The sequence below is a fragment of the Pseudomonas sp. FW305-20 genome, from assembly GCF_058788075.1.
Window position 1 is genome coordinate 18,184 of sequence record NZ_JBYTAJ010000038.1, and the last position, 12,564, is coordinate 30,747.

Consider the following 12,564-nt stretch of genomic DNA (forward strand, 5'->3'; position numbering starts at 1 on the left):
ATGAGCGCAAAAGTCTGGCTGGTGGGCGCGGGTCCTGGCGATCCGGAATTGTTGACCCTCAAGGCCGTGCGGGCGTTGAGCGAAGCGGATGTGGTGCTGATCGATGACCTGGTCAACGATGCGGTGCTGGAACATTGCCCGCAGGCGCGGATCATTCCCGTGGGCAAGCGCGGCGGCTGTCGCTCCACACCTCAGGCATTCATTCATCGCCTGATGCTGCGTTATGCCCGCCACGGAAAATGCGTGGTGCGCCTCAAGGGTGGTGATCCGTGCATTTTCGGCCGGGGCGGCGAAGAGGCGCAGTGGCTGCGTGAACGTGGAGTCGAAGTGGAACTGGTCAACGGCATTACTGCAGGGCTTGCCGGCGCAACGCAATGCGATATTCCGTTGACCCTGCGGGGTGTTGCGCGTGGCGTGACGCTGGTCACCGCCCACACTCAGGATGGCAGCAGCCTGAACTGGCAAGCCCTGGCCCAAGGTGGCACGACGTTGGTGGTGTATATGGGTGTCGCAAAACTGAGCGAGATCCGTGAGCAGTTGCTCGCCGGAGGAATGGCGGCGGATACCCCGGTGGCGATGATTGAAAACGCTTCCCTGCCACACCAACGGGAATGTCGGAGCGACCTGACTGCGATGGAAGAAGATGCCTACGCTTTTGAGTTGAAAAGCCCGGCCATCCTGGTGATCGGAGCGGTCGCGGCCAGTGCAGAAGTATCCCTGTCGGTATCTGATTTCTCTTCGATTGCAGTCAATCAGTCAACCTGACTTCCCCCCGCTTCATCCCTCCCCTCATCAAATCGCAGACAAAGAAAAGCCCGGCCTAAGCCGGGCTTTTCAGAGCTGCGAGCTAATTACTTAGCTTGAGCTTCAACCTGCGCTTCTACGCGACGGTTTACAGCTTGGCCAGCTTTAGTAGCGTTGTCAGCAACTGGGCGGGATTCGCCGTAGCCAACAGACTGAACGCGGGACGATTCAACACCGTACTGGTTGGTCAGAACGTTCTTAACGGCGTTTGCACGACGCTCGGACAGTTTCTGGTTGTAAGCGTCAGGACCGACGGAGTCAGTGTGACCTTCAACAGTAGTGCTGGTCGATGGGTACTGCTTCATGAAGTCAGCGAGGTTTTTGATGTCGCCGTAGCTGTTAGGCTTGACTACCGACTTGTCGAAGTCGAACTTCACGTCCAGCTCAACACGAACAACTTCAGCAACTGCTGGGCAACCATCAGCGTCAACAGTTACGTTGGCTGGGGTGTCCGGGCACTTGTCAACGTTGTCGCAAACGCCATCGTTGTCGCTGTCGGCGCAGACTTCAGCTGGTGCTGGAACTGGAGCAGCAGCAGGCTTGGAGCCGCCACCGAAGTTCACACCGATACCGACGCTTGGAGCCCACTCGGTGTCGCCCTGGTCGATGTTGTATTGAGCTTCAACGCCAGCACGAGCGTAGAAGTTCTCGGTGAAGTACAGCTTGGCACCGCCGCCAACGTTGGCGAAGGTGGAACGGTCACGACCGCCGGAGCCATTCTGACCGATGCTTTGATCGGAGAAGCCAGCCGATACGTACGGACGCAGCATGTCGCCCGGGTTGTTGAAGTGGTACAGAGCGTCCAGAGCGGTGTTAGCGCCCTTGATGTTACGACCGTCGTCGGAACGCACGTTGTGCACTTCGTCGTAGGCCAGACGCAGTTCAACGTCGTCGGTCAGGAAGTAACCAACCGAACCACCGAAGAGGTTGCCGTTGTTCTTGAAGTTACGAGCGCTGTCGAATTGTTCTTTCTTGGCGAAGCCTTCGATTTCAACTGCGCCTTGGCCTTGTGCCAGAGCGCCGAACGAAGTGGCGGCAATCAAAGAACCAATGGCCAAGCCCAAGGTGTTTTTCAGTTTCATCCGTTAAATCCCCATCTGGTGATTGTGAAGCAGTCCCGCAAACCGGGGGACAACTCGGCGGCAAGTCTATCAGAACTTGCCTACACGTAAGAGATATTTGCGCCGAACTAAGTTTCAGCAATGCCTGCAAATTTCTCACGCAATTTATCTAGAGCACGTTTGTAACGCATTTTTGTTGCACTCAAACCCATGTGCATGATATCCGCGATCTCTTGAAATTCCAGCTCTGCGACAAATCGTAGCACCAGAATTTCACGGTCAATCGGGTTCACATACACTAACCAGCGATCGAGTCCACCCTTATCCTCGGGTTTCGGCGCCTTTTCTTCAGACGCTTCCTCAAGGGGGTCCAGACTCAAAGCATCCATCAAGCGACGCTTTCGCCGTTCTTTCCGATACTGCGTGATGCACTCGTTATACGTGATGCTGTACAGCCACGTCTTGAACTTCGATTTACCCTCGAAGTTCTTCAGGCCATACAACACCTTCAACATCACTTCCTGACAGACATCGTCTGCGTCGCGATCGTTCCCAAGATACCGTGCGCAGACGTTAAATAATGTTCGCTGGTAACGCCGCATCAGTTCTTCATAGGCGCGCGTTACGTGAAACAGCTCGGTATGCGAGCGCGCGACCAACTCCTCATCAGAGAGCTCGCGGGGGTCGTAGCGCGTAGACAGCGATTGAGCTTTATTCAAAACAAGTCGGGCCGACAGTCAGGTCAATGTCCGCCGCAACCCTTTTCAGGGCATTTTTGCGGCGGCATACATTAGCAGGGTTTGCCGGGTTAGCGGCTACTCACATGCTGTTCCAGGAGGATCCGATTGGAGAGAGAGACTAGCTCACCCTCATCGGTCAGCAATGTGGTTTTAACCGTGCCGATCTCTTCGATCTGACCTTCGACCTCGCCAACACGCACTTGTTGCCCAACCTGATACAACTCACGCACATAGATTCCCGCAAGAATCTGACCGGCAATTTCCCGGCTTCCCAACCCCATGGCCAGCGCAACCGCCAGACCAACGGTAATCAATACAATCACAATCACGTGGTTGAGCAGGTCAGTCTTGACCTCCAACTGGCTGATTGCGACCGAAATACTGATGATAATCACCAGGCCCTGGGCAATTCTCCCCAAGCCCGCAGCGTAGTCCAGCCCTACGCCCTCTGCCGCACCACGCACCAGTCCATTGGCCAATTGCGCGAGCAAAACACCCACCAGCAACACCAGCGCGGCGCCAAATACTTTCGGCAAATACAGCGCAAGCATGTCAAGCGTAGCCGAAACTCGCTCAAGTCCAAGGGATTCTGCGGCAGAAACCAGAAAAATCAGCAGAACGAACCAATAGACAATCTTGCCGATCAAGGTCGAGATCGGTACTTGAAGGCCGGCCCGGGACAGTAATTTGGTCAGGCCAGTGCCGCCCATCAGGCGATCGAGCCCCAGTTTGGCGAGCAACTTCGACAGCAAAGTGTCCAAAAGTTTCGCAACGACGAAACCCAACAGCAGCACAACCAGTGCGCCGAACAGGTTCGGGATGAAATTTGCAATCTTGGTCCATAACGCAGTCATTGCAGTGACGAGGCTCTGAGTCCAGAGATCAAGTTCCATATTCAATCAGCCTTATCAGCAGTGCGAACGGTAGGTTTACGGTGACGGGAAACCGGAGCGACATGGGCCGATCCGTTATTCAAGGCAATCATCAGCGCGGGCAGCCAGCGGCCCAGCAAGCTGAACAGATCACCGGCGCCGACCTGGCGGTTGGCGGTTTTCAGTACACGCCCCAGGCACGCATCGTCGTCCCGGGTGGACGGTGATGCCTTGAGCATGTCACGCAAAGACTGTTCAAACGGATCGTGCATACGCACCTCTCGTGATGTCTGTGAAAGACGCGATCAAATTTGCCCGGGTCACATGGCTCACCGTCAGAACCAGCGCAAACGGCGGAATAACCACCACTGCCCCAGCGCCACCGAGACCATCATCAGACACGCAATCAGGAAGCCATAAGGGCTTGCAGAGAACGGAATTCCGCCGACATTGATGCCCAGAAGACCCGCCAGAAAACTCATCGGCAAAAAGATCCCGGTGATGATCCCGAAGCGGTACATCGTGCGGTTCATTCGCACGCTCAAACGTCTATCTTCGGCCTCGAGGACCAACCCCACCCGCTCCCGGGTCAATTCCAGCTCCTCGAGATAGCGGGTCAGGCTGTTGTTCAATTCGTTCCAGTAATCACCGTCGTCTTCGACGAACCAAGGCAGTTTTATCCGTGTCAGCTGTCCGAATATTTCCCGCTGCGGCGCAAGAAAACGCTTCAGCGCAGCGGCCCTGCGTCGGATCTGCAAAACGGCTCCGTGCTCGGGGGTATACCGTTCGTCGGTATCCAGCTTTTCTTCTTCCTCATCGACCACTTCCGAGAGGCAACTGACCAGATCCTGCACCTTGTTGGTGAGGTACTGCGCCATATAAAGGATGAGTTCCGACGCGGTTTTCGGTCCTTTGCCTTCGGCGAGCTGCACCAGCAACTCATCGGTGGCACGCAACGGACGCAAACGCAGGGAAATAACCCGCTGGGCCGAGCCAAAAATCCGCACCGAGACCATGTCTTCCGGCTCGGCGCCCGGATTCAGGTTGACCCCGCGCAAAAATAGCAGCAGTTCGCTGTCCGGAAGCTGTAAAAGACGCGGACGGGTGTTCTCTTCAAGTAAAAGATCACAGCTGAACTCGCTCAGACCGCTGGATTTTCGTAACCAGGTCCGGGTTTGCGGATGACTGCGATCCCAGTGCAGCCACAGGCTTTCATGGGCTTGCAGCCGCAAGTCATCGAGTTCAGTCCGGGCTATCGAACGCGCACTGCCTTTACCGTCCAGCACCAGGGCATGTACCAGCCCCCACTGCGCGTTTTCTTCCTCGAACATCCTCACCCCTTTGGTTGACTCAACGCTTATTCAGGCATTTTCAGCGGGCTTGGCGAAATGATCACGCCGTTGTTGTCCGCATAAATGTAGTGGCCCGGATGGAACGTCACACCGGCAAAAGTGACCGCAACGTTGAGATCGCCGAGCCCGCGCCGGTCGGATTTGCGCGGGTGACTGGCCAGTGCCTGAACGCCCAGATCGGTCTGCGCGATGATATCCACGTCACGGATGCAACCGTAGATCACCAGCCCTTCCCAACCGTTTTTCGCGGCTTTCTCGGCCAGCATGTCACCCAGCAGCGCATGACGCAGGGAACCGCCACCGTCGACCACCAGCACCTTGCCATTCCCCTGGAGCTCGACCTGCTCCTTGACCCGCGAATTGTCTTCGAAACATTTGATGGTCACGATTTCGCCGCCGAAAGAATCACGGCCGCCGAAATTGCTGAACATCGGTTCCAGCACCTGCACCAGTTCTGGATAAGCGTCGCAAAGGTCAGGCGTGATGTAATGGTTCATCGAGAAACTCCTGTAGAGAGGAAGACAATCGAGGATGTCGCAAAGTGACCAGAAAAGCTCAATGCGTCATATCTTAGCCGCAAGCCGAACGAAGCGAAATGCCCTTGTTAGAGCATCTGACTCAGCTTGCCGTAGCAAGATCCGGCTTTTCACCCAGCAAGGGAGTCTGTTGATCCGCCAACCAGCGCGCCACCAGCGGCCAGACTTCAGTCTGCGCGGCTTTGCTGACAAGCATCTCTACGTGACCGAAATTATCGCCAAAGCCCTGCTCGCGACCCAGGCTGATGAATTGCTTATGCTCGGAACCCACCTGATCGAACAGCTTGCGACAAGCCCAAGTCGGGTCCTGATGGTCACCGGCGGCGCTCACGGCCAATACCGGTAACTGAACGTCGGCCAATCCGGCCCACCAATCCTTGTCGGCATCGCCGAAGCGCCCGAACAAGCCATGCCAGCGCATGCTTTCCAGGGCCAGGCCAATGGGCTCGTCCTCCGGGCCGCGCTTGAGCCGTGAGCCGGACAACTGGGCGAAACGCTTGAGAATGAAGCGCCCGCTCCACTCCACCGGCGGAATTTTCAACGGCCAGTAGGTGCGGCTGATTTGAGTACCGAAAAACGCGGCGGAAGCCACCACCGGCTCGCCGATGTACTCACCACCCAATGCCGCCGCCAGGGTAATCCCGCCCAGCGAGTGACCGATCCAGTGCGGGACCTGACCGCTCTGCTCGCGCACGAACGCGCCAATGGCCGGTAAATCGTAACGGGCATAGTCGGCAACACGGTTCTTGCGGTAGTTCTGGTTACGCTGGGACAGGCCATGTCCACGCATTTCGGGAATCCATACATCGAATCCCAAACGCGTCAGATAGGCGCCCAGCCCAAGCCCCTTCGGGGAAAACCAGAACCGGCGATTGGAAAAGCTGCCATGAAGCAAAATAACCGGAACGCCGCGCGCGTCGGAGCCATCCGCCATGCCCAGGCGAGTCACAGCCAGTTCGACGGTGCCGTCAGGGCTGTTGCCGGGTTTCAGACGATAGACGTCTTCGCTCAGATCGCCGCGCCGTTCGGCGCTGATCAGGGCGACAGGAAATAGGTTGCTGCTGCTTTGCATAATGCTCTTGCACAAAAAAGGGCGGCTTCCAGAGGAGCCCGCCCTACTTCAATCTCAGAAAACGACTACTCCCTGTAGGAGCACAGCTTGCTGGCGATGGCGATTTTGAAGACACCATCGCGGGCAAGCCTTGCTCCTACAGGGAGCGGTCCGTGCACACCATCAAGCCGAAGCTTGACCTTCAGCCAGGAAGAACCAGGTTTCCAGTACGGAATCGGGGTTCAACGAAACGCTTTCGATGCCCTGTTCCATCAGCCATTTGGCCAGATCAGGGTGGTCCGAAGGACCCTGGCCGCAAATGCCGATGTACTTGCCAGCCTTGTTGCAGGCCTGAATCGCGTTGGCCAGCAGTTTCTTGACCGCCGGATTACGCTCGTCGAACAGGTGCGCGATGATCCCGGAGTCACGATCCAGCCCCAGGGTCAGCTGGGTCAGGTCGTTGGAACCGATGGAGAAGCCGTCAAAGAACTCGAGGAACTCTTCGGCGAGGATCGCGTTGGACGGAAGTTCGCACATCATGATGATGCGCAGGCCGTTTTCGCCGCGCTTCAGACCGTTTTCCGCCAACAGGTCGATGACCTGGCTGGCTTCGCCCAGTGTACGGACGAACGGCACCATGATTTCAACGTTAGTCAGGCCCATCTCGTTACGCACGCGCTTGAGGGCACGGCATTCGAGTTCGAAGCAGTCACGGAACGATTCGCTGATGTAACGCGAAGCACCGCGGAAGCCCAACATCGGGTTTTCTTCTTCCGGCTCGTAGAGCTTGCCGCCGATCAGGTTGGCGTATTCGTTGGACTTGAAGTCCGACAGACGCACGATGACCTTTTTCGGAGTGAACGCAGCGGCCAGGGTGCTGATGCCTTCAACCAGCTTCTCGACATAGAAGCCAACCGGATCGTCGTAGCCGGCGATGCGCTTGTCGACACTGTCCTTGATGTCCTGCGGCAGACCGTCGTAGTTCAGCAGCGCTTTCGGGTGAACACCGATCATGCGGTTGATGATGAATTCCAGACGGGCCAGGCCCACACCGGCGTTCGGCAACTGAGCGAAATCGAAGGCGCGGTCCGGGTTGCCGACGTTCATCATGATCTTGAACGGCAGATCAGGCATGGCGTCCACGGAGTTTTTCTTGATGTCGAAGCCCAGTTCGCCTTCGAAGATGTAGCCGGTGTCGCCTTCAGCGCAGGAAACGGTCACGCCCTGGCCGTCTTGCAGCAGCTGGGTGGCGTTGCCGCAACCGACCACTGCAGGGATGCCCAGCTCGCGGGCGATGATTGCCGCGTGGCAGGTACGACCGCCACGGTTGGTGACGATGGCGCTGGCGCGCTTCATGACCGGTTCCCAGTCCGGGTCGGTCATGTCGGAGACCAGTACGTCGCCGGGCTGGACTTTGTCCATCTCGGACACGTCCTTGATGATGCGGACCTTGCCGGCGCCGATACGCTGGCCGATGGCGCGACCTTCAACCAGCACGGTGCCGGTTTCTTTCAACAGGTAGCGTTCCATGACATTGGCCGAAGTGCGGCTCTTCACGGTTTCAGGACGGGCCTGAACGATGTAGAGCTTGCCGTCGTCGCCGTCTTTGGCCCATTCGATGTCCATCGGGCACTTGTAGTGCTTCTCGATGATCATCGCTTGCTTGGCCAGTTCGCTGACTTCGGCGTCAGTCAGGCAGAAGCGTGCGCGATCGGCCTTGTCGACGTCGATGGTCTTGACCGATTTACCGGCCGTGGCGACTTCGCCGTAGATCATCTTGATGGCTTTGCTGCCCAGGTTGCGACGCAGGATGGCCGGACGACCGGCTTCCAGCGTGCCTTTGTGGACGTAGAACTCATCCGGGTTCACCGCGCCTTGTACGACGGTTTCACCCAGGCCGTAGGCGCCGGTGATGAACACCACGTCACGGAAGCCCGATTCGGTATCGAGGGTGAACATCACGCCGGCGGTGCCGGTTTCGGAGCGGACCATGCGCTGCACGCCAGCCGACAGGGCAACCAGCTTGTGGTCGAAGCCCTGGTGGACGCGGTAGGAGATCGCGCGATCGTTGAACAGCGAAGCGAACACCTCTTTGGCGGCGCGAATGACGTTTTCGACACCACGGATGTTCAGGAAGGTTTCCTGCTGACCGGCGAAGGAAGCGTCCGGCAGGTCTTCGGCGGTAGCGGAAGAGCGCACGGCTACGGCCATGTCAGGGTTGCCGGCCGACAGCGTGGCGAACGCGGTGCGGATCTCGGCGTTGAGTTTCTCGGGGAATTCGGCTTCCATGATCCATTGACGGATCTGGGCGCCGGTCTTGGCCAGGGCATTGACATCGTCGACGTCCAGGGCGTCGAGGGCTGCATGGATCTGATCGTTCAGGCCGCTCAGCTCGAGAAAATCACGATAAGCCTGAGCTGTCGTGGCGAAGCCACCGGGCACCGATACACCGGCACCTGCAAGGTTACTGATCATCTCGCCCAGGGATGCGTTCTTGCCCCCTACGTGCTCTACATCATGGACGCCGAGCTTATCGAGGGAAACTACGTACTCTACCAAGGTGATCTCTCCACTAACTGTGTTGGAAAAGCTCAGAAGCCGGCTGCTCTAAGGAGCGTTTGCCAGCTGTATGGCCTGGACCTGGAAAATAAGTGAGAATGCGGGCCACTGGCGGCCGGCAAATCGCGCCTATCATATCCAAGATTCGTCACTAGCTTAAGGCCCAAGGTGCAAATGAAACGATCTGCTTTCTTTATTTCCGACGGCACCGGCATCACAGCCGAAACCCTCGGCCAAAGCCTCCTGGCGCAGTTCGAAAACATTACCTTCAGCAAATTCACGCGGCCATACATCGACAACGCGGATAAAGCGCGGGCCATGGTACAACAAATCAACAAAGCCGCCGAAACCGACGGCTTTCGGCCGATCATCTTCGACACCATTGTCAACCAGGACATCCGTGAGATCCTCGCAACGTCCAATGGTTTCATGATCGACATTTTCTCGACCTTCCTGGCGCCTCTTGAACAGGAATTGACCGAGCATTCTTCCTACACCGTCGGCAAGTCCCATTCGATTGGCAGCAACTCCAATTACATGGAGCGGATCGAAGCGGTCAACTTCGCCCTCGACAACGACGACGGTGCGCGCACGCATTATTACGACAAGGCGGACCTGATTCTAGTGGGCGTGTCGCGTTGTGGTAAGACGCCGACGTGCCTGTACATGGCCATGCAATTCGGCATTCGCGCGGCCAACTATCCGCTGACCGAAGACGACATGGAACGCCTGCAATTGCCAGCAACCCTGCGTGCCCACCAGCACAAACTGTTCGGCCTGACCATCGACCCCGACCGCCTCACCGCGATCCGTAACGAGCGCAAGCCCAACAGTCGCTATTCGAGCTACGCCCAGTGCGAATTCGAAGTGCGCGAGGTGGAGAATCTGTTCCGTCGCGAGAACATTCCGCACATCAATTCCACGCATTTTTCGGTGGAAGAGATTTCGGCGAAGATTCTGGTGGAGAAAGGTGTGGAGCGGCGGTTCAAGTAGTGCTGTAGCGCCCGTTATACCGCTATCGCGAGCAGTCTCACTCCCACAGTTGATCTCTGTCGTACATAAACTTTGTGCTCACTGGAGATCAACTGTGGGAGTGAGCTTGCTCCGGGCGGCGTTCCGACGATGAACGATCACTCAGTCTCAGCCAAAGCTCCCGCCAACGCTTCAAACCCTTGCAGCAACAACCGATCATCCCCCGCCGAATTACACACACTCGCCCTGATAAACTGCGGCACCGCCCCCTGCCCGACCGCAAATGATTCAGCCGTCGCCACCAGATAATTATTCGCCTTGAGCTCCTCAGCAATCTGCGAGGCCCGCCAAGGCTCGGGTACTTCGATCCAGAAGTGCGGGCTATGCGGATGGGTTTTGTACACCAAACCCTCCAGCACACTACTGACCAACGCCTTGCGCCGACCGATCTCGGCAATCTGCTGGCCCAGCAACTGCTCGGCCATGCCGTTTTCTATCCACAGACTCGCCACCTCCAATGACAACGGGCTGGCCATCCAGCACGTCCCGCGTACGGCTGCGCTCAAGCGTCCGATCAACGGTTGCGGCGCATGCAGGTAACCGACCCGCAAACCCGCCGAAACCGCCTTGCTCAGACTGCCGATCAGCACCGAACGCTCCGGGGCGAAATGGCTCAAGGGTAACGGTCGCTGTTGAGCCAATACCGCGTGGGCTTCGTCTTCAAAGATCAACAGATTGTGCTGCCGACAGACCTCTGCAATCGCCTCGCGCCGTGCGACGGACATCACCGCAGCCGTAGGATTCTGGATTGTCGGTGTGCAATACAACGCCGACACACGATGATTGCGGCAAACCTCCTCCAGGGCATCGGGCATCAGGCCTTCATCATCGATCCCGACGCCGATGAGTTTTATCCCTAGCTGGCGTGCGACGCTGATCAACCCCGGGTAGGTCAGGAGCTCCGTCACCAACGTATCGCCCGCCTTGAGCAACCCCATCAAGGCACACAACAGGCCGTGCTGGCCGCCGTTCACGCAAACGATCTGCTCGGCATTCGGGACAAATTCTTTATGCCTGAGCCAATGCGCGCCCGCCGCACGATAGCGTGGCAAACCGACGTCGACGGTGTAGCCGCTGATGTGTTGCAACGCCTCAGCATCAAGGGACAACGCTTGCAGGCTCCGACTCAGAAAAAGCGCTTCCTGCCCCGGAATCGGTTGATTGCGGCTCATGTCAAAAAACGCACGAGGCTCATTGCTGACATTGCGAAAGCCACCGTCCCGCGGTCGCTCCATTCCGCGCTGACGCACATAGGTGCCGTCTCCTACGCGCGCGATCACCAATCCCACACGTTCGAGTTCACCGTAAGCGCGGCTGATGGTACCGATGGTCACGCCGAGGCTATCCGCCAGCAGTCGATGCGGCGGCAATTTGCAGCCGGGCTCGATCAGCCCTTCAGCGATGCCTTTCTCAACGGCGTCGGCGAGGCGTTTGTATTTCACGCCCTGACCGTTCGCCAGGCCGTCACGCAGAATTGACACCATGGCAATACTTGTTTTGACAGTCATTGCAGCCCCGAATAGCGTGCTTTAAACAGGTTCAATCAGGGATAGACCTTTTGCAGAAGGAGGTCAATTCCGACGATAAAAGGAGTCCGATCATGTCCATTGCCATCAACGCACCTTCACCTATTGCCAAACCCTGGCTGGCCGCCCTGGTCACCAGCGTGCTGTTCCTGATCGTATGCCTGAGCTGGGGCACCACGTGGCTCGGGATCAAGATTGCCGTTGAAAGCGTGCCGCCGCTGACCGCCGCCGGCCTGCGGTTCCTCATCGCCTTCCCGCTCTTTCTCGGCTTCGCCCTGATACGTCGTGAGCCGCTGCTGTTTCCCAAGGAAAGTCGCTGGTTTTTTATCTTTGTCACGCTGTCGTATTTCAGCCTGCCGTACTACTTGCTCAACTACGGCGAGATGCACGTTTCGTCCGGCCTGACGGCGCTGCTGTTCAGCTGCATGCCGGTGTTCATCCTGCTGTTTTCCTCGCTGTTTCTGCGGGAGAAAATCTACCCCTCGCAAGTGCTGGGCATAGCCATCGGCTTCGGCAGCCTGTTCATGATCATCCGCAGCCAGGGGCTGCATCTGGACCATGCCGAAATGTTCGGGGTGCTGGCGATCCTCTGCGCGGCGGTGATGCATGCGCTGTGTTACGTGGTGACGAAAAAACACGGTACGGCGATCAGCGTCATCACCTACAACACGCTGCCAATCGGCATCGCCGGGCTGATGCTGTTTGCCGCCGGGTTGAGTGTCGAAGCACCGGTGTTCAATGCCATCACCGCGCGTTCGTGGAGCGCCCTGCTCTATCTGGGGCTGGTGGCGTCGGTGGGCGGGTTTATCGTTTACTTCCTGCTGCTCAAGCGGCTGAGCCCGATCATTCTGTCGTTTGTGTTCATCATTTTTCCGGTGTTCGCGGTGATCATCGGTGCCTGGTACGAGGGGCAAACCGTGTCCCGGGAATTGATGATGTACTCGGCGATTCTGCTGACGGGGTTTGCGATCACCAAGTTGCCGATCGAAAAATGGTTTAACACCTGAAGCCCCACCTCTGTAGGAGCATGC

12 protein-coding genes are annotated in these 12,564 nt (G+C 57.6%); 3 read left to right on the forward strand and 9 right to left on the reverse strand.

What is annotated here, in order from left to right:
* On the forward strand, window positions 1-765 hold the full coding sequence (cobA, locus tag AC3WP4_RS24555; RefSeq protein ID WP_074875027.1) for a uroporphyrinogen-III C-methyltransferase: 765 nt from the start codon (window positions 1-3) through the stop codon (window positions 763-765).
* Window positions 766-851: 86 nt separating this feature from the next.
* Here the strand turns inward: cobA and AC3WP4_RS24560 are convergent, their stop codons facing one another.
* The 8 genes from AC3WP4_RS24560 to ppsA form a co-directional block, all read right to left on the reverse strand.
* Window positions 852-1,886, reverse strand: a complete 1,035-nt coding sequence (locus tag AC3WP4_RS24560) for an OmpA family protein (RefSeq protein WP_074875025.1) — start codon at window positions 1,884-1,886, stop codon at window positions 852-854.
* 107 nt (window positions 1,887-1,993) lie between these two features.
* A complete protein-coding gene (gene sigX, locus AC3WP4_RS24565; RefSeq protein ID WP_008146300.1) occupies window positions 1,994-2,584 on the reverse strand; it encodes an RNA polymerase sigma factor SigX in 591 nt (196 codons plus the stop codon).
* 89 nt (window positions 2,585-2,673) lie between these two features.
* On the reverse strand, window positions 2,674-3,498 hold the full coding sequence (locus tag AC3WP4_RS24570) for a mechanosensitive ion channel family protein (protein WP_074875022.1): 825 nt from the start codon (window positions 3,496-3,498) through the stop codon (window positions 2,674-2,676).
* Between the two features lie 2 nt (window positions 3,499-3,500).
* Window positions 3,501-3,749: a hypothetical protein gene (locus AC3WP4_RS24575; protein ID WP_008146303.1), complete on the reverse strand. Its 249-nt coding sequence runs from the start codon at window positions 3,747-3,749 to the stop codon at window positions 3,501-3,503.
* Between the two features lie 63 nt (window positions 3,750-3,812).
* The gene (locus AC3WP4_RS24580; RefSeq protein WP_074875020.1) at window positions 3,813-4,808 is read right to left on the reverse strand and encodes a zinc transporter ZntB; all 996 of its coding nucleotides are present in this window, start codon (window positions 4,806-4,808) and stop codon (window positions 3,813-3,815) included.
* A 26-nt stretch (window positions 4,809-4,834) separates the two neighbouring features.
* Complete coding sequence (gene rraA, locus AC3WP4_RS24585; RefSeq protein WP_074875018.1) at window positions 4,835-5,326, reverse strand: ribonuclease E activity regulator RraA; 492 nt, start codon at window positions 5,324-5,326, stop codon at window positions 4,835-4,837.
* A gap of 121 nt (window positions 5,327-5,447) precedes the next feature.
* A complete protein-coding gene (locus tag AC3WP4_RS24590; RefSeq protein WP_102616248.1) occupies window positions 5,448-6,437 on the reverse strand; it encodes an alpha/beta fold hydrolase in 990 nt (329 codons plus the stop codon).
* Window positions 6,438-6,599: 162 nt separating this feature from the next.
* Window positions 6,600-8,975: a phosphoenolpyruvate synthase gene (gene ppsA / locus AC3WP4_RS24595; RefSeq protein WP_074875014.1), complete on the reverse strand. Its 2,376-nt coding sequence runs from the start codon at window positions 8,973-8,975 to the stop codon at window positions 6,600-6,602.
* Between the two features lie 174 nt (window positions 8,976-9,149).
* Between ppsA and ppsR the strand changes: the two genes are divergently transcribed.
* Window positions 9,150-9,968, forward strand: coding sequence for a posphoenolpyruvate synthetase regulatory kinase/phosphorylase PpsR (gene ppsR, locus AC3WP4_RS24600; RefSeq protein ID WP_074875012.1), 819 nt, complete (start codon window positions 9,150-9,152; stop codon window positions 9,966-9,968).
* A 137-nt stretch (window positions 9,969-10,105) separates the two neighbouring features.
* On the opposite strand, the gene AC3WP4_RS24605 is transcribed toward ppsR, so the two are convergent.
* Window positions 10,106-11,515 (reverse strand): aminotransferase-like domain-containing protein, encoded by a 1,410-nt coding sequence (locus AC3WP4_RS24605; protein WP_102616247.1) that lies wholly within the window; start codon window positions 11,513-11,515, stop codon window positions 10,106-10,108.
* 137 nt (window positions 11,516-11,652) lie between these two features.
* Between AC3WP4_RS24605 and AC3WP4_RS24610 the strand changes: the two genes are divergently transcribed.
* Window positions 11,653-12,540 carry a DMT family transporter gene (locus tag AC3WP4_RS24610; protein ID WP_173860497.1) on the forward strand — a complete coding sequence of 296 codons (888 nt, stop codon included), beginning with the start codon at window positions 11,653-11,655 and terminating at the stop codon, window positions 12,538-12,540.
* Window positions 12,541-12,564 lie beyond the last annotated feature (24 nt).